A 20,558-nucleotide genomic window follows, 5' to 3' on the forward strand; every position below is an offset into this window, starting at 1 on the left:
TTACTGGAAAGCCTTGAGGAGACTATCTTTGTACGCCGGCGACACTTCCACTTCGGTGCCGTCGTTCAGGTTTACGTATCCGCCCGCACCCTTATGGTACGATTGGACGTAATGAATATTGATGATATGCGATTTATGGACCCTGACAAAAGGATGGGGCAGCATTTCCGAAAAGTGTTTGAGGAAGCGGCAGACCATCTTCTTGCTGCCGTCGGTCAGGAATACGTCCGTGAAATTCCCGTTCCCTTTCAGTCTTACGATTTCATGCATCTTCACGACATCGAACCCGTCCAGCGTTGGCAGGATCACCTGTTGCATGCCGGGATTGTTTTCCCGGGCGTTTTCCATGATGATCCGGTTGCGGTCGATCCACTGGCGCTGCTGTAATTGCTGCTGCACTTTGTTCACGGCCAGGATCAGTTCCTCGATGCTCACGGGTTTGAGCAAATAATACGCTGCGCTCTGGTTCAGCGCCCGCAGCGAATATTCGGAGAACGCGGTGACGAAGATCGTTTCAAACTGGAGGTCCTGGCAACCTTCCAGCACATCGAACGCATTGCCGAAGGGCATTTCCACGTCGAGGAACACAAGTTGCGGTTGGAGGTCGTGTAGTACTTCCACGGCTTCGCGGCTGTTCTGCGCGGTACCGATAACTTTTACCTGCGGGCAAAATTTCCCCAGGTAATTCTGCAAAGCCACGATGGCGGCGGTTTCATCTTCAACGATGACCGCTGTGATCTTTCCGGTTAAATTCATGCTTGTCCATTAAGGGAAGATGCAATACCACGCGGGTGCCGGTGGCGCCGCTGGCGGTGATTTCCTCCATTTCCAGCCGGATGCGGAGATGGTAAATATCGTTCAGCAGGTTGATGCGTTCCCGGGTGTTGGTGATGCCCCGCGACTGGTACGCTTTCTGGTGCGTGGTTTTCAGTTCCCGGCTCTTCGCCAGTCCGATCCCGTCATCTTCGATTTCCACGACGATATGCTGGCCTTCTTTCCGGAAGCCCACGCGCAGCAGGCCTTTCGTGTCTTTATACCGCAGGCCGTGCCAGACGGCGTTTTCGAGATGGGGCTGAATGAGCATATTGGGGATCATGGCGGTATCGGGGTCCAGCGTTTCGTCGATGTCGAGGATGTACACGAATTTATCGCTGAAGCGGAGCTGCTCCAGGTCGAGGTACCTTTTCAGCTGCTCGGCCTCCACGGCCAGGGTAACGAAATCCCGGTTCGAATGTTCCATCACGTTCCGCATGAGGCCCGAATAGGAGGTAAGGTAACGGTTGGCCTCCATTTCATTGTTTTCCGCGATATATTGATTGACGCTGTTCAGGCTGTTGAATATGAAATGCGGGTTCATCTCCCGGCGCAGCGATTGCAGCGCGATCTTTTTGTTCTTGACTTTGATGGCCCGCAGCGATCGTACGATGAACACCAGCAGCACTACCATCGCCGCTACGAAAACGATGAGGAAATAATTGAGTTTGTTCTTGTTGTCGATGAGCGCCAGCTGTAGCGCCTTTTCCCGCTCCAGGTCCTTGATCTTCCCCTCTGTGATGTCGAAAAGACTGGCATCCACCAGCGAGCTGTCTGTCCGGATGAGGGAATCGAGGTTGAGGAGGAAATTATCGTACCGCTGGATGGCCTGGGATTCCCTGCGTTGATGTTTGAGATAGCTCGTCAGCGCAAGGAGACAATCTTTCGCCTTCGAGGTATTTCCGCTTTTGAGCGCCAGCAGGTAGGCTTCTTCGAGGAGATCGCCGGTTTTGTCGGGCTGCTGGTGGCGGGCGTACAGCCGTGCGAGTTCCTGGAGCTGATCGATCTGGAGCGTAGTGTTGTGTTCTTCCCGGGCTTTGGCGAGAATGCTTTCGCTTTGCTGGATGGCGCCTGCGATATTATTGTCTTCCACGTATGCCCGGGAAATTTCTTTGCTGATGGCGGAAATGTCGCCGGTATTGTCGCTTTTATCGAGCGCCCGCCTGTAGCTTTCGATGGCTTCAGACTTGTTGTTCTGGTTGAACAGGCTGTTGCCGAGCTGGCGGTAGGCGTCGGCGGCTTCGGATTTTTTGCCTTCCTTCTCGAAGATCTCGACGTTGGATTGTGCGTAGTCCTTTTGCCGTTGGGGATTGCCCGTGTTCAACAGGCGGTTGGCGTCGTTGAAATTGGCGCGTTCGAGGGTAGTGTCAGAAGACAACTTGCCGGCAGATTGGTAATTGGAGATGGCGGGCTTTATCTTGTGCTGCAATTCCTGCACCTTGGCGAGGGCGCGGCTGGCGGGTGCGGCATTCCGGTGTTTGAGCCGGAGGTAGATGTCCAGCGCTTTTTTGAGATATTCTTCTGCTTTCGCGTAATCGTTCTTTTCCGTCAGTTCCGTAGCAAGGGCTTCATAGCTTTGGGCGGTTTTCAGTTCGTTATCGTCGGCATACAGCGATTTTTCCAGTTCCCGCGCGGCTTTGGACCGGCCGTCGTATTTTACCTTCTTGCTTGCGGGCGTGCTTTCGCGTTCCTGTTTCTGGGCAAAAACAGAAAAACCGCAGCATAGCAGCGCGATCGATATCAATATGACGAAACCCTGTCGTACCATGGCGATTAATTCCCTTGCAAAATAGGACTTTTCCCCGCTGGAGCGGAATATTTCACCCAGTGGGCCGCCCCTTTCACCAAGTGTGCCGAAAGCGTAGGGGGAGACCGGCTAATTTCAGGTCATCAAACTAACGCCAAGCATATGAAAAATGTAATCATTACCGGGATCACCGGTCTGGCCCTGACCTCGGCCCTACTTGCCTGGAAATACCAAGTTCCGCCCGTAACCCGTCAAGCCCCGGTTGCGATGGCAACGCCCTTGCCCGCCCAGGCGCCGGCCTCACCGAAAGACAATACCGGAACGCGGATCCAGGTGGCCCTGCTGCTGGACACCTCCAATAGTATGGACGGCCTCATCGACCAGGCCAAATCCCGCCTGTGGAACATCATCAATACCCTCACCACACTGAAATACCAGGGCAAAACGCCCATCATCGAGATCGCACTGTATGAATACGGGAACGATGGACTGTCCGAAGCCAACGGCCACATCCGCGAAGTGCTTCCCCTGACGACCGACCTGGACCTGCTGTCGGAAAAACTGTTTTCGCTCAAAACAAACGGTGGGCAGGAATACTGCGGCGCCGTGATCAATACCGCTGTGAAATCACTGGAATGGGGAAGCGACGAAGCCGATATGAAGCTGATCTATATTGCAGGCAACGAGCCCTTCGACCAGGGGCGCGTTTCCTATGTCAATGCCGCCGGAGATGCCCTGCGGAAAAGCATTTTCGTCAATACTATTTTCTGTGGCGATAGGCAGGAAGGTATAAATACCCGGTGGAAAGACGGTGCGGACAAAGGTAAAGGGAAATACTTTTTCATCGACTCCGACGAGAAGGTGACATACATCGAAACGCCGTACGACGCACAGATCGACGCGTGCAACGAAAAGCTGAACGACACCTACATTGCATACGGCTCGGTTGGCCGCGCAAAGAAAAGCAACCAGGCGCAGCAGGATTACAACGCCAAATCCATTTCAGCCGCGAATTCGGCGGAACGTGCCGTAAGCAAAGCGAAGGAAGTGTACAAAAACGAGAGCTGGGACCTGGTGGAGCGTAGCAAAAAAGACCACGCCGTGCTCAGTAAAATCAGTAAAGGCGACCTTCCGCAGGAACTGCAAGGCAAATCGGAGGCTGAAATCCGGCAGGTGATCGCGGCGAAGGGACAGGCACGCGACAGTATCCAGAAAACGATCGCCGTACTGGGTAAAAAGCGGCAGGAGTTCATCGAGGCCAAGCGCAAAACGGCCAATGTGAAAGACGATCTGGGCACGGCCATCAATCAGTCGATCCTCCAACTGGCCGCAACGAAAGGGTATTCGGTCGACAAGTGACCATTTTTCATCCCTATATTTAAGGGCGAAGCCCCCGCCCCAACAGGAGCCGCAGGTAAAACTGCGGCTTTGCCAGTTTTTTCCGGAGGTCTACTTCGTGGAACATGCACGTCATCAATTCCTGCAATTCCTTGTTCCTGGCACCGAGCCGCATGAGCATATTGAGCAGCCAGGGGAAACGGATGAGTTTTTGCAGCCGGGTGCTCATGGTCAGCTCGGGCCCTAATACCCGCGCGATGTTTGCGTCGTACGCCAGCATGGCGGCGGCGCTGAAATCGTTTGCGGCGATGCATGCCGCAGCTTGCTGGGCCGCCATGCGGGCGGAGTACATCGCATTGCCGATGCCTTCGCCGGTGAAGGGGTCGATGAGGAAGGCGGCGTCGCCCACCAACATGTACCTTTCGCCCGACAGGCGCCGTTTCTTGCTGCCGAGCGGCAGTCCATACCCGTCGATAATGCCCTGGAGCGTGGCGTCCCTGAACCGTTCCCGGAGCACCGGATCGTTTTGTATGGCATCCAGCAGCAATTGCTTCAGGTTTACCTTCCTGCGCCGCGCTACTTTGCTGAGCATGCCCACGCCCACATTGGCTTCGCCATTCGGCAGCGGGAAGATCCAGAAGTAACCGGGCAGTACGTTTTTAAGGAAATGCAGTTCGATCAGGTTGTCGGCGTGCAGGCCTTTGATGCCGCTGTAATACGCCCGGATGCCGGCTACATAATGGTCTGGCTCCATGCGGATGCCGGCCACGTCTTTCGTGAAACCGGAATGCGCGCCGTTGGCGGCGATCACCAGTTTGGTTTTGATCTGCAGGCTGCCGGAGGCGTCTGCCAGCAGGTATCCGTCGGGTTGGAGGTTGTATTTCGTGATGGACTTTCCTTCAATCAACTGCACCTGCGGGCAGCGCCGCAGTTCTTCTACGAGGAAATTGTCGAAATGAATGCGCTTGCAGACGAAGCCCCGTGGCTCGCCGGGCAGTTTTTCATAGCCGGGCAGATAGGGGATGTTGATGCTCATGCGATTGGCGGCGATGAACGTTACGCCCCAGCTGTCTTCCTTGTGCACATATTGCTGCAGTCTTTCCGCAATGCCGGGATCGATGCGGGAAAGGAGGGTGAGCACTTTGCCGCTGAGGCCGTCGCCGCAGACCTTATCGCGGGGGAACACGGCCTTGTCGACCACCACGCAGGAAATGCCCATATAAGCCAGCTGAAGCGCGGTGGTAGCGCCTGCCGGGCCGGCGCCGATGATGCAGATGTCGGTTTGGACCATACCGCTGCAATGTAGGTAAATGAAAGAAATTGGGAAAGGGGATTTTCAGCTTTGGATGGGGGCGCACAAAAAAGACCTGCAGCAATGCAGGTCTTGCGAATTTGTGGTATCGGGAACGGTTAGAATATATAGCTCCAGGTTGCGGAGGATCCGTATCCGCCCGCAGCAGTTCCGTTGATGGTGCCGTAGGTGTACACCGTGCGGCCGTCGTCGGTGTTGTCGACGTAGAGGGAATAGCTTTTACCGTCGGGGGAAATGGAGATGTCGTGCTCGTAGTAGGTCCGCTGCTGCGTAGCGGTGTTCACGGAATAGATATCGATGATGGTATCGTTATCCGGATTCATGATGAAAACGAGCTGGCAGCTCCAGTCGAAGGGCGCCATGTAGTAAAGAACGGGCTCCGGGTAATCGGCTTGCTGCATGGAGGCCGGCGCAACGGCTGCGGCGGCTTGCTGAAAGTGGGTGAATGCCAGGGATACCAACAGGATAAAGAGTGCTTTTTTCATACAATGGTTTTTTTGGGTGATGAAAATGTACCATAAGATAATATGCGGAAGTTGCAGGAGGTGTTTACGGATGCGAAAACAAACAAATAATATAAACAGGAACGGGATAGGCTATACGTAATTGTAAGTGGATTGTCATCGCTGCGGAATGGCAGCAGTGATAATTCCGGCGGATGACGAAGGTGCCGCGGGGATCATTCTTTGTTGTCGCGGAGGTGGGCCTGGTAATTCTGGAGCAGGCTGCGGATTTGTTCGGCAGCAACAGGATTGGCGGAGTGGACGTAATATTTCAATTCCGAAAGATCGAATCCGGATTCGTATACCAGCCATTTTGCGGCGGCATAACCGTCAGGCGCCAACCGGCCGTATGCATCCAGCCCGAGATCATTGTCGAAGCTGATGAAAGCCGGCAGCCCGCGCTCGAGGATCGTGGATTTGAACGCTTCGAACGAACGTACGACGACAAAATCACTGGCGGGCCGATCTTTATAGACCATGCCTACTGTCCGAAGGTCGTCGAGGAAAAGCTGATAAGCCATGATGGTGAAGGTTCCGTCAAATATACGATCCTCCATGAAATGAATTTTTTCCGGACAATGATGCAGAATTGAAAACATTTATTACTTTCGCGTCCCCGTAACACACAAAATCACCGGAATTCGGGACGTAGCGCAGCCCGGTAGCGCGCTTGCATGGGGTGCAAGAGGCCGCTAGTTCGAATCTAGTCGTCCCGACCAGAAAGAGGTCACCAGGTAAAAACCGGTGGCCTTTTTTATTGTTCGCCGGTTCCCGTATCTCCTAAAGCCTTTATAGTCCGGCGTCGTACATCGCCACGCCCCGGCAGATCTTCAAAATGCCTTTCCCCGGACGATCAAATGTTCCCGGCCCGGCGGGATGCCGAAATCTTCCATTTCCCCCAAAAAACGGCAAACGGACATTTCTCCAATTTTCCAATACTCAAAAGTGAGTATTTTCAGCCGGGCTGTCTACGCAAACATGTGAATGTCATGGGTTTCAGGTAAAAATATTATTGTTTTTGCGGGATTTTTTCTACCTTGGTTTTGTATTGATTTGTGCTGATCCCCGTAGTAAATTATTTGTCAACCAAAATTCGATGATACCCTATTCACCTGAATACGTTCCCAATTATTCCGACACATCCATATAGTATTCTTTATCTATGAAGTTATTCCGAAGGATTTTCCTCCTGGGAGCCTGCATTGGCTGCACAGGCATTGCGTGCAACAAAAATTCGCTTGAGCTTCCGCCTGTCAGCTCCCCGCCCGCGGTACTGCGCTTGCAGGCGAAAATAGACGGTATCGCCGCCGTTGAGTTCGTTTTTCAGAAAACGACGGTGCCTGGTTCCGATACGGTCCGGATGTTTATCCGCAACCTCGATAAACTACCGCTTTCAGGCATCCGTTATGTTGCAGAGCTGTGCAACGCCGTCACGCAGAATTTCGATAATTGTCCGCTGCAGGTAACCGACGTCATTCCCACATTGGCTGCCGGCGGAGAGCCGGTGCGCCTGGCGGAGTGGGTCAATACGGGGATGGTGCTCGACAGCCAGCGCATCAATGTCGGCATCATATCTGCCGGTGGCAGGGAGCCGCATCCGCTCAGCGGAATTTATGGGAATGTTTCCGCCGGTTTCGAAGGGGCAGATACGGTAGCGAAGTATTACGGACAGATCCGCGGGTATGTGCTGGCCGACGGTACAGCCACGTTTCGCCTGAAAACCGCATTCAGCAAGAACCTCAACGCCAAAGGCCTCTTCACTGGGCTCCAGGCGTTTGACGGCGAGCTGTTGACGGAGGGCCTGCAGCCCATCCTCTTCAGCCTCGATTCCGTGACGCTAACGGGAACACGCAAACTGATCGATACAACGAACGGTAAATGCATTTTCCGCATGAAACTCCACACTGCGTTCGATAACCAGGTCAACTTCATCCTTTCCCAAACCAGTAAGCAGTAACAGCATGAGCTATAAAATATTACGCAACTTCCTCCTGACAGCGCTCATCGCTTTAGGATCGCAGATCGCCAATGCACAGGTAAATCCCGTTGTGAAAACGGTAGTGGAAGGAGGGGAGAGAAGCGTCTCCGAATCGCCTTCCCGGGAAGAAATTACCATCGAAGCCAAATCGTTCGAGATCTTTTTCGATGAGGAGAAACACTCGTTCCTTGCGCACATCAAAGCGACGTACAACCGTACCGCCAAAAAAATGACCGTTGCCTTTCTGCGCATGGGCGACGTGGGCGGAGATACCACCTTTGTCATTGCCGATAACCTAAATCTGAACACCTTCCGGTATTACATGTCGGAGAAGCTCGTGAAATACGAAGTGGCTCAGAACGCGAAGTTCTTCCATGAATATAGCCTTCAGCAGGTGTATCTGTGGCTGTATTCGCTGGTTAACGAAGATGAAAACGAGGAAATCGGATCGTTGCGGTTCCGGCCGGCGGTAAAAGTGGTGAATGCGAACGATGAAAATTCCAGCCAAAGGGAAGAGGCGGTAGAAAAAGCAATGCGGAAATTGCAGAACGAGATCAGTAAAAGAAATACCAGTATCGCGAAGCATGAACTCGTCATCGGTAGCATTTTGACCGAATATAAAGCAAAGGACCCCGGCACTGAAGGCACCGAAGAGGAAGTGGAAGCACGAAAGAAGGAGAAAGAGGTAACGGTAACTGCATTGGAAGGGCTTCTTGAAAAAGTGAAAACCCGTGCCATCGATATCGCGCAGGTCAAGGAGAATCTGGAGGAAATAGCCGGAGAACAATCATTTGCCGCAAAAACAGATAAACTGACAACACCCCTGGAGGACTATAAAAGTGCCACCACTGCTATCCGGGAACAACAGGAGAAACTGGAGAAAGATGGCATCCTTTCCATCAAAGATATTTCGATCACCTTCGAGCGCGGACATATAGAAAGGATCCAGGTGAGAGTGGCGCGGGAATTCGGGGATGTCCATATTTTCGAGAATATCTACGCCATCGGGTTTTCGTCGATCCAGAATTATAAGAATTTTGAGAATTTGCGGCTTTTCAACCGAAAAAGCACTCGTAAGGAAGAGTGTATCTTTCTTAGCGATGTGATCGCCAGCTACGACAACCTGCTGCAATTGTTCACACGGGATTATAGCCCGGCGGATATGGCGATCAATAATATCGACCCCGTTACTACGCCGGTTTTGAAGCTGCAAAAGGAGAAAAACATCCGGCTTTTCGACTCACGCATTTATACCGACCTGGCCGGTTTCTCGGAAGAAGCACCGAATGGGCTCGTACAGGTAGAAGTAGGCCGGAGATTCAACATCAACACCAACCGCCACCAGGGAAATGGCCGGTATGACTACGGTTGGTTTACCTACAGCTATCTGTCTGCCACCCTCAGCAAGATTGAGAATAAAGACCGCGTCCTCCCGTTGCGGAACGCGGGTATTATCCAGAATAATGTAATCGTATCCCCCTCATATGCAACCAATCTGGATTTGCGCAGATATGAAAATACTTCGATCCAGTTCGATCTGAATGTATTCATGTTCGACTGGCCCGACAATAAATTCAGTCTGTATATAGACCTGGGCGCGAGATACGGCCACCTGCGCGTACAGGACAGCATCAGGCCAGTCGCCAATGGAAAAATTGGCGAAGTAGACCTTGATAAGGCATTTGGCGCCAATACGATTACGTTTTTCCCGAAACTGGCGGTGGAACTATTTTCCGAACGGAGGGTGGGCCTCATGGCGTATTACCAGCTAAACAACACGACGCTGATGAGTAACAATAAATTTCTGCAGGTGCTGAGCGATACGAAATCGGACGTTACGATCCTGTCGTTGGACAAACGTGCCCGCTTGTCGCATATGGCGGAAATGCTCGTCCGGGTGGAAACGAACCGTAGCGGAAACGGGATGATATTTGCCCGGGGGCGCTTTTTCTGGCAGCAGGGAGACGCCAATAATTTCTTCCCGCAAATTCAGCTGGGATATGCGTATAACATTTTGTTCAGGAAGTAAAACCCAGCAAACATGACAAACAAATTCATTGCGATTTATATTCCGATATTCATCTGTGCGGTTTTTGCTGTGAAACCCGGAGGTTCGTTCGCCCAGGCTGCGCCGGAGCCTATGCAGGTAACCTGGACACACTTGCCAGCCGCAAAACCGGGTTTAACAAGTAAAAAGTACACGCCTGGGGCAAATAAGGGAGATGGCACGGATACTTATACGGTAGATATTAAACAGGTCGAAACGAGGATCGGCTATTCCGAGGCGCCCAAAGCCAGCGTCAAACTGATCATCACAACCATCGCCAAGCACATCATCCATAGCGACTATACGGAAATAACGTATGACATAGACCTGGCCTGTAGCGGCCATGTCGTAAACACCAATCCCGGAAAGCCGCTGGCGATAAATGTCAATATAAACGGAAAGGACTATCTGATTCAACTGGGAGGCGAAGTGCCGCAAAATTCGATCGGAGCCGGTGGCCAATTCAGTAAAACGGAAACCATCAAGGGGTCGGATATTATCCTGCATCGCGAGCCCGTATTGAATTTGAAGAAGCTGAAGAAGGAGGTAAAAAACGTGAAGGACCTCCAATACCATATGAAACCACATTATCCGTCTGGTATCAATTCCGGTGATGGTACCGGCAGCACGAAAGATCCTTATCCCATTTATCCGTACGCCGTGCATGACGCGGCTGTTTCCGTGCACGGCGTAGCATTTACCGTGAATTTCTTTGGCGGCGCCGGCAACAGGATGGTCCGCGTCAACAGGCCGCAATATGCAGACGACAAGCCCATCAAAGACCGTAACAGGGCCGAATCCGCTATCGGTGCGCTGGGCGTAAACCTGGGATTGGGATACAGTTTCTGGAAAAACCACACCATTGCTGCCGAGGCTTTCGTCCTCAAGGAGGGGTTCCGCAGCACGGCAGCCGTCAATTGGGCAGACGGTAAATTGACCGACGGGCAGGGCGTATACATGGACGCGGAGTTCCGCGGCGGCGGGGTTTCCTACTATTACCTGGCGAACAAGTTCTTGTTCCAGACAGGATTGTACTACACCCGGCTACATGATGCCCGGGAAGTGGCTGAACCTGTCAATACGGATGCATGGATCGGTAAGCTGGCGGTAGGTTATAACAAACGGATAATAAAGTGCGCCGATTTATATTTCGGTCCGTCACTGAACTATAATTTCACTCCGCTCAGCAAGCAGGAATTGATGACGCGGCTGTTTTCCTTCGGAATTACGGCTGGACTTCGATTCGCAGGAATGAAATGAAAATTCGCTATATTAAGCGTATGCAACATTCAGGCGTTATCATCATCGGCGCGGGGCTTTCGGGGCTCGTGGCCGCAGCGGAACTGGCGGAAGCCGGGATCAGGGTTTTGCTGCTCGACCAGGAAAGTGAACGGCATCTGGGCGGACAGGCGTATTGGTCGCTCGGCGGATTGTTCATGGTGGATACGCCCATGCAGCGGCGGATGGGCATCCGCGACAGCCTCTGCCTGGCAATGCAGGACTGGATGGGCACCGCGGCGTTCGACCGGCCGGAAGATCATTGGCCGCGCAAATGGGCGGAGGCGTACGTGCATTTCGCCGCTACGGAAAAATACGAATGGTTGAAGGCGCGCGGATTGAAATTCTTCCCGGTGGTAGGATGGGCGGAGCGGGGAGGATATGGTGCAGTTGGACATGGCAATTCCGTTCCGCGGTTCCACGTGACCTGGGGCACAGGCCCCGGCGTGGTGGAGCCTTTCGCCAATCGGGTGCTGGAAGCGGAAAAGAAAGGTTTGGTGGAAATCAGGTTCCGGCACCGGGTGGAAGAACTGATCGTCGAGAATGGAGTTGCGAGGGGTGTGAGGGGCGTGGAATTAGGACCGTCTGTAGCGGCACGGGGCGAGAAAAGCCCGGACGATGTTTTAGGGGATTTCCATTTTTCGGCAGACCATATCATCATCACATCCGGCGGTATCGGCGCCAATCACGAGCTGGTCCGCAAAAACTGGCCCGCCCGCCTGGGGCCCGCCCCGAAGCATATGGTTTCCGGTGTGCCGGAGCATGTAGACGGCCGAATGCTGGGCGTGGCGGAAAAAGCCGGCGCCCACCTCATCAATCCCGACAGGATGTGGCATTATACGGAAGGCATCGCCAACTGGTCGCCCATCTGGAAAAACCACGGCATCCGCATATTGCCCGGCCCCTCGTCCATCTGGCTCGACGCTGCCGGCAACCGGCTCCCCGTGCCGCTGTTCCCCGGTTTCGATACGCTGGGAACGCTGGAACATCTCGGGCATACAGGGTACGATCATTCCTGGTTCATCCTCAACCAGAAAATCATAAAAAAAGAATTCGCATTATCCGGCTCCGAGCAAAATCCCGATCTCACGGGAAAAGACTGGAAACTGGTCGTGAAGCGCGCTTTCGGGAAAAAGGCCACTGCGCCCGTGGAAGCGTTCAAGGAACATGGCGCCGATTTCGTAGTGGCGGATACGTTACACGAACTGGTGGCCGGCATGAACCGGCTGTCGCCCGATCTGCCGCTGGATTTCGCTTCCATCGAAAAAATCCTCACCGCCCGCGATAACGAACTGCAAAACGGGTTCTGCAAAGACGCGCAGATCATGGCCATCCGCAACGCCCGCCGCTATCTTGGCGACCGCCTCATCCGTACGGCCCCTTTGCATAAAATCCTCGATCCCGCCGCCGGGCCACTCATCGCCGTGAAGCTCCATATCCTCACGCGCAAAACCCTCGGAGGCCTGGAAACCGATCTCAGCGCCAACGTGCTTCGCGCGGGAGGGGAGCGCATCGGCGGCCTCTACGCGGCCGGCGAAGCCGCGGGGTTCGGTGGCGGCGGCATGCACGGGTACCGCGCGCTGGAAGGGACTTTCCTCGGCGGTTGCATCTTTTCCGGAAGAACGGCCGCCCGCGCCATTATCGCCGCAAAATAAAAGCGAAGCGTTGGGAAAACCGGAATGACGGTCGGGCCGTGAATTTCGCGGGTCTGTCGACGGATGTGGGCCATCGTTTTCCGCCAGGAATTAACTTCCCATGCAAAACCCCTCAGCGATGGAAAAAATTACAGCCACATGGTGGCATCCCGAAGATAAGCTCATTCATACCCGCATCAGCGGACAAGTAGACGCAGCCGATGTTTCAACCTGGGCCGCTTCCTTGCGGCAAGTCCTTGAAAAAGTGGAAGACAATGGTTCGTTCAAGATTTTTGTGGACCTGCACGGCTTCAAAGCCGTGGATTTCGACACGCACAAAAAGTTCCGCGACATCGTGCCGCTCACGCTGGCGGCATATGGCTGGCGCGTGGGCTACCTGGACCTCTTCGAAGAGGCGAACGGCCTGCCGTTGTACAACACGCGCGGCATCCGCTGCTTCGCCGCTGCGCATGCGCATCAGGACGAAACGAAGATCGCGCTGTACGAAGAGCGGTACAGCCGGCCGCAGGAGCATTTCTTCACCGATCCGGGCGCGGCGGCAAAATGGATCCGTTCCGTTCACGAATAACAGATGAATATTGAATTGCAAAGCGTTGCCGGGCCGGACAGGTGCCCGGCAATGCCGTTTCAGGTGGATATGGATTACTCGGCCGTTGCCGGATCGATGATCGCGCTGATCTCATGGACCGCCGTGGCGGGGAAACCGCCTTTTTGGGCATGCTCGCGGATCAGCGCCTCGTTGGGCGAAATGTAAATGCAGAAGATTTTGTCGCCCGTAACGTAACTATGGACCCACTGGATGGAGGGCCCGAGCTCGGACAATACGCCGCAGGAAGTCTGTGAAACAGCCTTCAATTGCTCCGGGGTCAGTTTGCCGGCACCCGGTAAATCTCGTTCGATGACATATTTAGGCATAATATGATGGGGTTGGTCCGCAGGCGAATAAAATGGAACCATGCTGATGTATGCGCGTTTCCCGCGGAAGTGATGCGATCGGGAGTAGTACCCGAATGTACGAAGATCCTGCTACATCCTGCTTGTTACAGGGCGCTGTTAGCAAAACGTTAAAGAACAGCCGTTTGCCGTAAATGTCGTAAATTTGATATCGATTTTTTGGGATAATATTATCAGAAGCGATTATATGAACAATGGAAACGACGGACTGGACATCATCTCGGGGCTCATGCGGCAGGGTCCGCTGCTGGTTTTTGCCTTGCAGTCGGAAGCCGCGGGGGAATTCGACCAGTACAACCCCCTGATCGTAGGGATCGGGAAAGTGAACGCCGCCTACCATCTCACCAGGTATTTACAGCAAAACCGTCCTGCCCTCATCCTGAACCTCGGTTCCGCCGGGAGTCATACTTTCGCGCGGGGCGAAGTGGTGTGCTGCACGCAGTTCATCCAGCGGGATATGGACGTCCGGGGATTGGGTTTCCGGTTGTACGAAACGCCGCTTTCCGGCGAGGAGCCCGTTTTGCAATACGGGCTTTCGGTGCCGGGTCTGCCGCAGGGCATTTGCGGTACGGGCGACAGCTTCGAGATGGACCATAAAACGGACGATTATAACGTCATCGACATGGAAGCGTATCCGCTGGCGCTCATCGCGCGGAAGGAAGGGATCCCTTTCCTGTGCCTTAAATATATTTCCGACGGGGCAGACGGCAATGCCGCTGAAGACTGGCAGGTGCTCGTGCATCATGCCGCCGTCGCATTTAAAAAAATCATCGGGAACTGGCTGGAGAACGCCGGCGTTCCCGCTTAAAAAAAGTGTAGATATGGATTTTGCGAATTACCTCCTGATTTCGGAGCATCTCATCAACAATCCCGAGCCGCCCGCGCCGTACGATAACCCGGATTACCTGAATTACGCGCGGCTCAACTGGCAACGGCAGCAACGCTGGCTCAAAACGGGCGTGGTTACTGACGAGATGCACGATGCCATGGCCCGCATCACCCAGCCGCAGCAGTGGATCATCATTACGGAGCCCTGGTGCGGAGATGCGGCGCATAACATCCCGTTCTTCGAAAAGATCGCCGCGCTGAACCCGCTGGTGACCACCGAGTACCAGCTCCGCGATGCCGAGCCGTTCCTCATCAACCAATACCTCACCAACGGCACCAAATCCATCCCCAAGCTCATTGCGCGGGATGCGGAAGGGAAAGACCTCTTCACCTGGGGCCCCCGGCCCGCAGGATGCCAGGCTGTGTACGACCAGCTGAAGGCCGAAAAGGCCGACTTCGAGCGGATGAAAACCGATATCCAGAAATGGTATAACGAAGACAAAGGGAAATCCCTCCAGCAGGAGCTGCTTTCCGTCCTCGAATATGCATAACGCCGCCCGGCATATGACCCGTTCGGCAAGGCTGCGCATCATCGTACTGTTGTTGCTCAGCCTCGTGTCTGCCATGCCCGGCGTTTTCCCCGACGGGGGAGGGCACCTCATGGCCAGGGCACCCGAATCCATCCATCACGAAAACGAAATACCGGAAGCCTGCAAAGTAAGCCTGCGGCTGGAGGCAGACGCCTTTCACAAGCAACTGCGTAAACAGCAGCCTTCCGGTAATATCACCGCTTCGCCCACGCTCGCCGCGGCCGAAATCCGCTACCAGCGATACGATTGGGCACGGCCGGCTTATTACCGCCATCTCCACAGGTACAACCTGTTTTGACCCCTCCCCATATTTCCCCCGAGATGCATCTTCCCGATTTTTTCCGCCCATGCAAGGGCCGGGATAAATTATTTCTGTAAATTATAAACCGTTATACGATGAAATGCCCGAATTGCAACGAAACGTTGCTCATGACGCAGCGCAACAACGTGGAGATCGACTATTGCCCCAACTGCCGGGGCGTTTGGCTCGATAAAGGAGAACTGGACAAGCTGCTGGACTTCGCCGAGCGCCGCTCGATGGATGAAAACCGCCACGCCGGCGAGCACCGGCGCGATGAGCATCACCGGTACGACGAGCGCCGCGACAAGGACCATTACGACGACCGCCATAAATATCCCAGGAAGAAAAAAGGCTTTTTGGGCGACTTTTTCGATTTCGACTGAACTACTAAAAACCGATAAATGGAATTCATTACACCCGACTTTGCCGACCTCGGCGTCTGGATCAGCTTGCTCACACTGTGTTTCCTGGAGATCGTGCTGGGGATCGACAACATTATTTTCATCTCCATCGTGGCGGGGAAACTGCCGGAGCACCAGCAACGGAAGGCCCGCAACATCGGCCTTACCCTCGCCATGGTGTTCAGGGTGGGACTGCTGCTTTGTATCAACTGGATCGTAGGGCTGGTAGACCCGGTCGTTGCATTCAAATGGATCAACGGCACGGACATAGCGCTGAGTTGGAAAGACATTATCCTGCTGGCCGGTGGCCTGTTCCTCATCGTGAAAAGCACGCTGGAAATCCACCATAAACTGCAGTCGGAAGCGCACGACGGCGATAAGAAGACGCGTACGCCCCACAGCCTGGGCGCCGTGCTGTTCCAGATCGTGCTGGTAGACGCGGTTTTCTCGTTCGATTCCATCCTCACGGCCGTGGGGCTCGTGGAAAACGTCATCATTATGATCATCGCCGTGATCGTTTCGATCCTGATCATGATGCTGTTCGCCGGGCCGGTAACGCGCATCATCAACAAGCAGCCTACGCTGCAAATGCTGGCGCTGACCTTCCTCATCGTGATCGGTGTGGTATTGATCGCCAGCGGTTTCCACCAGGAGATCAGCAAGAGCATCATCTACTCCTGCCTGGGCTTCTCCCTGATCGTGGAGCTGCTGAACATACGCTTGAGAGGAAAGAACGCGAAAAACATCGAGCTGAATACCACCGACGTGGATTGAGTTGGGTACGATATCGTTGGATGGGCCGTCTTTTAGGGACGGCCCATCCTTTTAACAGAAAGAATAAAATATAGACAGATTTGTCTATTTCAGAAAATGCTTTTACATTTACTTTAAATTCAGGACATGCAAAAAGCGGGACCGAGGGAACGGATCATGGAAACGGCCACCCGGCTGTTTTACCGCCAGGGCTTTAACAGTACCGGGATCAACCAGATACTGGACGAGGCCAAGGTGGCGAAGGCGAGCCTGTACCAGCATTTTTCCTCGAAGGAGGATTTGGGCTTGCATTACCTGAGGGCCAGCCGGGAGACCTGGTTTGCGGGGCTGGAGCAGTGGACGGGCAGGAAGAAGGCGCCTGCGCAGAAAGTGGCGGCCTGTTTCGATTTCCTGGAATACGTCATGCAGCAGCAGGATTTTCTGGGCTGCAGGTTCATCAATATGCTGTCGGAAATCGGGGAAAACTGCGCCGTGATGTATGCGGAAATATTGGCCCATAAAACGAAGCTGCGCGCGTATTTCACGCAACTCGTCATGGATGCGCTGCCGGCAAAGGATGGGGAAGGTGCCGGCTTGACGGCAGACGCCATCTACCTGCTCTTCGAAGGTGCCATCGTAGAAACGAAAATCTGCCGGAACACCTGGCCCATCCGGAAAGCCCGGCAAATGTCTTTACAGCTGCTGGAACGGTAGCTGTTTTTATTGGACCATTTAATAGACAGACCATTCTGTATAACTATATGAAAAGACGCACACTCATTAAACAATTCGCGGCCCTGTCCATTTCGCTGACGGGCGCAACAACCGCCGCCCAGGCGTTTGTGCCGGTGGGACCGGAAGAACCGGGAACATCCACAGTTGGAAAGGCCGAAGAGATCGCCCCGGGCGTATTTTTCCTCAAAGGGAAAACCCGTTATTTCGAAAACGGCAATTACCAGGAAGTGGAATGCAACAACGGTTGGATCATCTTCGATGATTTCGTACTGCTGGTAGACGCCAATTTCCCCGGCTCAGGGCCCGCCATCCTCCGCGAGATCCGCAAAACGACCAACAAGCCCATCCGTTTCGTGTTCAACACCCATCACCACAGCGATCACCTCTACGGTAACAGTTTCTGGATGAAGGAAGGCGCCACGCCGCTGGCGCACGCGGGCGTGATGGAAGAGATCCGCAAGTACGAAACCGGGTTCTTCGGCGGGGCGCCCGGCCGCTGGGAGCAGGCGCTGAAACGGCGGACCGATCTTGCCGACTGGCCGCTCCTCCCGCCGGTATTGACTTTCAGCGACACGATGGTGATAGAGGACAAGCACCGTCGCGTAGAACTGATACATCCCGGTGCGGGGCATACCCGCGGCGACGGCATCGTCTGGCTGCCGCAGGAGCGGGTGCTTTTTGCGGGAGACGCCTGTCTGAACGGGCCCTACAACCTGTTCCGCGATGCGGAGGTGGAGTCGTGGACCAGATCGCTGGAACGCATGGCCGCATTGCAGCCGAAGATCGTTGTGACGGGGCACGGCAACCTCGGTGACGGCGATACGCCCCGTAACCAGCAACATTACTTCCAGCTGCTGCTGGATTGGGTGAAAACGGCCAGGCAAAATGGTGGCACTTTCGAGAGCGTACGGCCGCAGCTGCCGGCGTTGCGCCAGCGTATCGCAGCCGATCCCGCAGCGGCGGTGTACCTCATCCCCGAACCGGAAATCGCTTCCGGCTTTTCGCTCGAAAGCCATATCAAAAGGATTTTTGAAACCGTATAAAACCGTTGCAAATGGAAAAGAGATTCCCCGTGCCGCCGTTCACCGCAGAAACGGCCCGGCAGAAAGTACAGGCGGCGGAAGACGCCTGGAACACCCGCAATCCCGAAAAGGTAAGCTTGGCCTATTCTCCTGATACCGAATGGCGGAACCGCGACGTTTTCCTCAAAGGGCGCGAAGCCGCACGGCAGTTCCTTACCGCCAAATGGGAAAAGGAACTGGATTACAAGCTGCGCAAAGAGCTGTGGTCTTTCACAGACAACCGCATCGCCGTCAGGTTCGAATATGAGTGGCACGACGCCGCTGGCCAGTGGTACCGTTCCTACGGCAATGAAATGTGGGAATTCGATGCAGACGGCTATATGGAACGGCGCTACGCCAGTATCAACGACGCTCCGATCAGCGCGTCGGAACGGCGGTTGTAGCCCCGAAATCTGACACGCATCCCACAATCCGGGCATTTCCATGCGCCGCCGATTGTGTAACTTTACAACATGAGCGATACACGTAAAACAATCCCGCCGAAAGGCTCTTTCGAAAGCCAGATCGTGGAACTGTTCGAACAAAAACAGCCCGCATCGGTATTGTATGACGATAATGGGGTAACCCGCGCCAACGGGCTCATCGCCGCGATATTCGAAAAAGAAGGAGAAAAGTGGTTCCGGCTGATGGATGCCACCGAAATCCGCATCGGTTCCCTCATTGCCGTTAACGGTACTTTTGCGTCGGATTATTCGGAATGTTGATCCCACCTGTATCAACATACAAAAATAATAAAGGCCATCCATCGGGTGGCCTTATTCACTTTCTCTCCAGCGAACGGAGAAAATCATTTTATCCACACCGCTATAATTTTCCGGAAAAATGGATTAAGTTAAAGTACATCAAATTTAACCCGATGAAGAAAATCCTGACCCTTTCCCTGGCACTGATGTGCCTTTCCCTCAGCACGATTTCGTTTGCACCCGCCAAAGCCACGCCGGTCGCCCGCAAAGCTGCTATGCTCGACTTTCCGCGCGGTATCGAATGGCAGATCAATTATTCGTCGGGGCTCCCAATGGTGTCGCTTGTTTGGCCCGCATTCAGCCAGGGCGGCCTCGGGCCGGTGCCTTTTACGTTCATGGGCGTTACGCAGTACATCAATCCCACCACCACCACTTCCATTTATTGGGCGGGAACACAGTACACGCTGCAACCCAACGTGATTTACACGATGAACATCGCGGGGGTGATTTACTCCTTTAAACTGGGAACTTCCGGTTCTGGATGGTGCGTTATCACCGGTCATACCTGATCGCGCGACCCGAAAAAATTCGAAATCCCCTGGCCATGCCGGGGGATTTTTTTATGGGGTCAGTCCGACTGCTTTTTCGCGAATTTCATGAACAACTGCGCCAGTTTGTGTTGCTGGCCCTGCGGGTGGATGAAATGATATTTACGGATGAGCTTGAATTGTTTGACGGGCAGCATGCGGAGCGTTCCGTTTTCCAGTTCGTTCTGCACCGCGCGCAGGGAGAGGAATGCGGCGCAGGGGGCTTCGCGGAGGTAGGATTTGATCCCTTCCGAACTGCCCATATGCATGAGGATGTTGAGATCGGTCAGCTTGAGGTCCAGTTTTTTGAGCTCGTTGACGATCACTTCCAGGGTACCCGAACCATGTTCGCGCACGAGCAGGGGGATTTTGGAGAGCTCTTCGGTGGTAAGGGGGCCTTTCCCCGGCGCTTTGAAGCGGGCATTGCAGATGAGGGCGATCTCGTCTTTGGCCAGCTCGGTATATTTGAGTTGCGGATTGCGGGAATGGCCTTCGATGATGCCCACTTCGATTTCCTTGTGCAGCAGCGCCTGTTCGATCTGTTCGGTGTTGCCGTTGATGAGGGAAGTGCGGATGGCGGGATGCTCCTGGTTGAAGCGTGCCAGCACGCCGGGCAGGTAATACTGCGCGATGGTGGAACTGGCGCCGATATTGAGCAGGCCACCCTGGTCCTGCTTGAGCTGGTGGAGGTCGTACTCCATATTCCCGTACAGCAAAAAGATCTGGCTGGCGTACTGCAGCAGGAGCTTTCCGCCGGGCGTGAGCCGGATGCGGTTGCCGATCCTTTCGAACAGGGCGATGCCGAGTTGCTCCTCCAGTCCGTGGATATGCTTGGTCACGGCCGGTTGGGAAATAAACAATTCTTCCGCCGCTTTGGTGAAACTGAGCCTTTTGGCGACGGTATGGAATACTTTTAGCCTGAAATCGAACATGCGGTAAAAATACGATTTGCGGGGCAGGAAAAACAGGGGAA

General features: G+C 54.2%; 23 protein-coding genes and 1 tRNA gene. 17 read left to right on the forward strand and 7 right to left on the reverse strand.

The window, feature by feature from the left end:
• Entirely contained in the window at positions 1 to 756 is a 756-nt protein-coding gene (locus tag ACQKLP_RS11875) for a LytTR family DNA-binding domain-containing protein (protein WP_341839205.1), read from the reverse strand.
• The gene (locus ACQKLP_RS11880; protein ID WP_427322963.1) at positions 719 to 2,581 is read right to left on the reverse strand and encodes a tetratricopeptide repeat-containing sensor histidine kinase; all 1,863 of its coding nucleotides are present in this window, start codon (positions 2,579 to 2,581) and stop codon (positions 719 to 721) included. Before ACQKLP_RS11880 ends, ACQKLP_RS11875 begins: the two co-directional genes overlap by 38 nt.
• A gap of 141 nt (positions 2,582 to 2,722) precedes the next feature.
• On the opposite strand from ACQKLP_RS11880, the gene ACQKLP_RS11885 reads away from it, so the two are divergent.
• Positions 2,723 to 3,919 carry a hypothetical protein gene (locus tag ACQKLP_RS11885; RefSeq protein ID WP_427322964.1) on the forward strand — a complete coding sequence of 399 codons (1,197 nt, stop codon included), beginning with the start codon at positions 2,723 to 2,725 and terminating at the stop codon, positions 3,917 to 3,919.
• Positions 3,920 to 3,938: 19 nt separating this feature from the next.
• On the opposite strand, the gene ACQKLP_RS11890 is transcribed toward ACQKLP_RS11885, so the two are convergent.
• The 3 genes from ACQKLP_RS11890 to ACQKLP_RS11900 all read right to left on the reverse strand — a co-directional run bounded on the left by ACQKLP_RS11890 (position 3,939) and on the right by ACQKLP_RS11900 (position 6,270).
• Positions 3,939 to 5,189, reverse strand: coding sequence for an NAD(P)/FAD-dependent oxidoreductase (locus ACQKLP_RS11890; RefSeq protein ID WP_427322965.1), 1,251 nt, complete (start codon positions 5,187 to 5,189; stop codon positions 3,939 to 3,941).
• 119 nt (positions 5,190 to 5,308) lie between these two features.
• On the reverse strand, positions 5,309 to 5,695 hold the full coding sequence (locus tag ACQKLP_RS11895) for a hypothetical protein (protein ID WP_427322966.1): 387 nt from the start codon (positions 5,693 to 5,695) through the stop codon (positions 5,309 to 5,311).
• Positions 5,696 to 5,889: 194 nt separating this feature from the next.
• Positions 5,890 to 6,270 carry a cyclic-phosphate processing receiver domain-containing protein gene (locus ACQKLP_RS11900; RefSeq protein ID WP_427322967.1) on the reverse strand — a complete coding sequence of 127 codons (381 nt, stop codon included), beginning with the start codon at positions 6,268 to 6,270 and terminating at the stop codon, positions 5,890 to 5,892.
• A gap of 85 nt (positions 6,271 to 6,355) precedes the next feature.
• On the opposite strand from ACQKLP_RS11900, the gene ACQKLP_RS11905 reads away from it, so the two are divergent.
• The 6 genes from ACQKLP_RS11905 to ACQKLP_RS11930 all read left to right on the forward strand — a co-directional run bounded on the left by ACQKLP_RS11905 (position 6,356) and on the right by ACQKLP_RS11930 (position 13,239).
• Positions 6,356 to 6,432: transfer RNA gene (locus tag ACQKLP_RS11905), tRNA-Pro, on the forward strand.
• A 443-nt stretch (positions 6,433 to 6,875) separates the two neighbouring features.
• Positions 6,876 to 7,670 carry a hypothetical protein gene (locus tag ACQKLP_RS11910; protein WP_427322968.1) on the forward strand — a complete coding sequence of 265 codons (795 nt, stop codon included), beginning with the start codon at positions 6,876 to 6,878 and terminating at the stop codon, positions 7,668 to 7,670.
• 4 nt (positions 7,671 to 7,674) lie between these two features.
• Positions 7,675 to 9,720 carry a hypothetical protein gene (locus tag ACQKLP_RS11915; RefSeq protein WP_427322969.1) on the forward strand — a complete coding sequence of 682 codons (2,046 nt, stop codon included), beginning with the start codon at positions 7,675 to 7,677 and terminating at the stop codon, positions 9,718 to 9,720.
• A 12-nt stretch (positions 9,721 to 9,732) separates the two neighbouring features.
• Positions 9,733 to 10,998: a hypothetical protein gene (locus ACQKLP_RS11920; RefSeq protein ID WP_427322970.1), complete on the forward strand. Its 1,266-nt coding sequence runs from the start codon at positions 9,733 to 9,735 to the stop codon at positions 10,996 to 10,998.
• Positions 10,999 to 11,018: 20 nt separating this feature from the next.
• A complete protein-coding gene (locus tag ACQKLP_RS11925) occupies positions 11,019 to 12,671 on the forward strand; it encodes an FAD-binding dehydrogenase (RefSeq protein WP_427322971.1) in 1,653 nt (550 codons plus the stop codon).
• A 118-nt stretch (positions 12,672 to 12,789) separates the two neighbouring features.
• Positions 12,790 to 13,239 carry a hypothetical protein gene (locus ACQKLP_RS11930; RefSeq protein WP_427322972.1) on the forward strand — a complete coding sequence of 150 codons (450 nt, stop codon included), beginning with the start codon at positions 12,790 to 12,792 and terminating at the stop codon, positions 13,237 to 13,239.
• Positions 13,240 to 13,313: 74 nt separating this feature from the next.
• On the opposite strand, the gene ACQKLP_RS11935 is transcribed toward ACQKLP_RS11930, so the two are convergent.
• Positions 13,314 to 13,586, reverse strand: a complete 273-nt coding sequence (locus ACQKLP_RS11935; RefSeq protein ID WP_427322973.1) for a DUF4242 domain-containing protein — start codon at positions 13,584 to 13,586, stop codon at positions 13,314 to 13,316.
• Positions 13,587 to 13,812: 226 nt separating this feature from the next.
• Between ACQKLP_RS11935 and ACQKLP_RS11940 the strand changes: the two genes are divergently transcribed.
• The 10 genes from ACQKLP_RS11940 (at position 13,813) to ACQKLP_RS11985 (ending at position 19,567) form a co-directional block, all read left to right on the forward strand.
• The gene (locus ACQKLP_RS11940; protein WP_427322974.1) at positions 13,813 to 14,433 is read left to right on the forward strand and encodes a hypothetical protein; all 621 of its coding nucleotides are present in this window, start codon (positions 13,813 to 13,815) and stop codon (positions 14,431 to 14,433) included.
• Positions 14,434 to 14,446: 13 nt separating this feature from the next.
• The gene (locus ACQKLP_RS11945; RefSeq protein ID WP_427322975.1) at positions 14,447 to 15,004 is read left to right on the forward strand and encodes a thioredoxin family protein; all 558 of its coding nucleotides are present in this window, start codon (positions 14,447 to 14,449) and stop codon (positions 15,002 to 15,004) included.
• A 13-nt stretch (positions 15,005 to 15,017) separates the two neighbouring features.
• The gene (locus ACQKLP_RS11950) at positions 15,018 to 15,341 is read left to right on the forward strand and encodes a hypothetical protein (RefSeq protein ID WP_427322976.1); all 324 of its coding nucleotides are present in this window, start codon (positions 15,018 to 15,020) and stop codon (positions 15,339 to 15,341) included.
• A 98-nt stretch (positions 15,342 to 15,439) separates the two neighbouring features.
• Complete coding sequence (locus ACQKLP_RS11955; protein ID WP_427322977.1) at positions 15,440 to 15,727, forward strand: zf-TFIIB domain-containing protein; 288 nt, start codon at positions 15,440 to 15,442, stop codon at positions 15,725 to 15,727.
• Between the two features lie 18 nt (positions 15,728 to 15,745).
• Complete coding sequence (locus ACQKLP_RS11960) at positions 15,746 to 16,519, forward strand: TerC family protein (protein ID WP_427322978.1); 774 nt, start codon at positions 15,746 to 15,748, stop codon at positions 16,517 to 16,519.
• Positions 16,520 to 16,645: 126 nt separating this feature from the next.
• Entirely contained in the window at positions 16,646 to 17,212 is a 567-nt protein-coding gene (locus ACQKLP_RS11965) for a TetR/AcrR family transcriptional regulator (RefSeq protein WP_427322979.1), read from the forward strand.
• Between the two features lie 47 nt (positions 17,213 to 17,259).
• Positions 17,260 to 18,276, forward strand: coding sequence for an MBL fold metallo-hydrolase (locus tag ACQKLP_RS11970; protein ID WP_427322980.1), 1,017 nt, complete (start codon positions 17,260 to 17,262; stop codon positions 18,274 to 18,276).
• 11 nt (positions 18,277 to 18,287) lie between these two features.
• Complete coding sequence (locus tag ACQKLP_RS11975) at positions 18,288 to 18,698, forward strand: nuclear transport factor 2 family protein (protein WP_427322981.1); 411 nt, start codon at positions 18,288 to 18,290, stop codon at positions 18,696 to 18,698.
• A gap of 69 nt (positions 18,699 to 18,767) precedes the next feature.
• Positions 18,768 to 19,019, forward strand: a complete 252-nt coding sequence (locus ACQKLP_RS11980; RefSeq protein WP_427322982.1) for a hypothetical protein — start codon at positions 18,768 to 18,770, stop codon at positions 19,017 to 19,019.
• A 152-nt stretch (positions 19,020 to 19,171) separates the two neighbouring features.
• Complete coding sequence (locus ACQKLP_RS11985) at positions 19,172 to 19,567, forward strand: hypothetical protein (protein ID WP_427322983.1); 396 nt, start codon at positions 19,172 to 19,174, stop codon at positions 19,565 to 19,567.
• A 59-nt stretch (positions 19,568 to 19,626) separates the two neighbouring features.
• Here the strand turns inward: ACQKLP_RS11985 and ACQKLP_RS11990 are convergent, their stop codons facing one another.
• On the reverse strand, positions 19,627 to 20,517 hold the full coding sequence (locus ACQKLP_RS11990; protein WP_427322984.1) for a LysR substrate-binding domain-containing protein: 891 nt from the start codon (positions 20,515 to 20,517) through the stop codon (positions 19,627 to 19,629).
• Positions 20,518 to 20,558: the final 41 nt, after the last annotated feature.

This window comes from Chitinophaga sp. NPDC101104, assembly GCF_050277495.1.
In the GTDB taxonomy this organism is placed as follows: Bacteria; Bacteroidota; Bacteroidia; order Chitinophagales; family Chitinophagaceae; genus Chitinophaga.

Coding starts and splice junctions, on each gene's coding strand:
- ACQKLP_RS11900 (WP_427322967.1), bottom strand. CDS start 6,270: ATGGAGGATCGTATATTTGACGGAACCTTCACCATCATGGCTTATCAG.
- ACQKLP_RS11970 (WP_427322980.1), top strand. CDS start 17,260: ATGAAAAGACGCACACTCATTAAACAATTCGCGGCCCTGTCCATTTCG.
- ACQKLP_RS11875 (WP_341839205.1), bottom strand. CDS start 756: ATGAATTTAACCGGAAAGATCACAGCGGTCATCGTTGAAGATGAAACC.
- ACQKLP_RS11940 (WP_427322974.1), top strand. CDS start 13,813: ATGAACAATGGAAACGACGGACTGGACATCATCTCGGGGCTCATGCGG.
- ACQKLP_RS11985 (WP_427322983.1), top strand. CDS start 19,172: ATGAAGAAAATCCTGACCCTTTCCCTGGCACTGATGTGCCTTTCCCTC.
- ACQKLP_RS11955 (WP_427322977.1), top strand. CDS start 15,440: ATGAAATGCCCGAATTGCAACGAAACGTTGCTCATGACGCAGCGCAAC.
- ACQKLP_RS11920 (WP_427322970.1), top strand. CDS start 9,733: ATGACAAACAAATTCATTGCGATTTATATTCCGATATTCATCTGTGCG.
- ACQKLP_RS11880 (WP_427322963.1), bottom strand. CDS start 2,581: ATGGTACGACAGGGTTTCGTCATATTGATATCGATCGCGCTGCTATGC.
- ACQKLP_RS11990 (WP_427322984.1), bottom strand. CDS start 20,517: ATGTTCGATTTCAGGCTAAAAGTATTCCATACCGTCGCCAAAAGGCTC.
- ACQKLP_RS11915 (WP_427322969.1), top strand. CDS start 7,675: ATGAGCTATAAAATATTACGCAACTTCCTCCTGACAGCGCTCATCGCT.
- ACQKLP_RS11935 (WP_427322973.1), bottom strand. CDS start 13,586: ATGCCTAAATATGTCATCGAACGAGATTTACCGGGTGCCGGCAAACTG.
- ACQKLP_RS11975 (WP_427322981.1), top strand. CDS start 18,288: ATGGAAAAGAGATTCCCCGTGCCGCCGTTCACCGCAGAAACGGCCCGG.
- ACQKLP_RS11910 (WP_427322968.1), top strand. CDS start 6,876: ATGAAGTTATTCCGAAGGATTTTCCTCCTGGGAGCCTGCATTGGCTGC.
- ACQKLP_RS11885 (WP_427322964.1), top strand. CDS start 2,723: ATGAAAAATGTAATCATTACCGGGATCACCGGTCTGGCCCTGACCTCG.
- ACQKLP_RS11945 (WP_427322975.1), top strand. CDS start 14,447: ATGGATTTTGCGAATTACCTCCTGATTTCGGAGCATCTCATCAACAAT.
- ACQKLP_RS11890 (WP_427322965.1), bottom strand. CDS start 5,189: ATGGTCCAAACCGACATCTGCATCATCGGCGCCGGCCCGGCAGGCGCT.
- ACQKLP_RS11925 (WP_427322971.1), top strand. CDS start 11,019: ATGCAACATTCAGGCGTTATCATCATCGGCGCGGGGCTTTCGGGGCTC.
- ACQKLP_RS11895 (WP_427322966.1), bottom strand. CDS start 5,695: ATGAAAAAAGCACTCTTTATCCTGTTGGTATCCCTGGCATTCACCCAC.
- ACQKLP_RS11950 (WP_427322976.1), top strand. CDS start 15,018: ATGACCCGTTCGGCAAGGCTGCGCATCATCGTACTGTTGTTGCTCAGC.
- ACQKLP_RS11980 (WP_427322982.1), top strand. CDS start 18,768: ATGAGCGATACACGTAAAACAATCCCGCCGAAAGGCTCTTTCGAAAGC.
- ACQKLP_RS11965 (WP_427322979.1), top strand. CDS start 16,646: ATGCAAAAAGCGGGACCGAGGGAACGGATCATGGAAACGGCCACCCGG.
- ACQKLP_RS11960 (WP_427322978.1), top strand. CDS start 15,746: ATGGAATTCATTACACCCGACTTTGCCGACCTCGGCGTCTGGATCAGC.
- ACQKLP_RS11930 (WP_427322972.1), top strand. CDS start 12,790: ATGGAAAAAATTACAGCCACATGGTGGCATCCCGAAGATAAGCTCATT.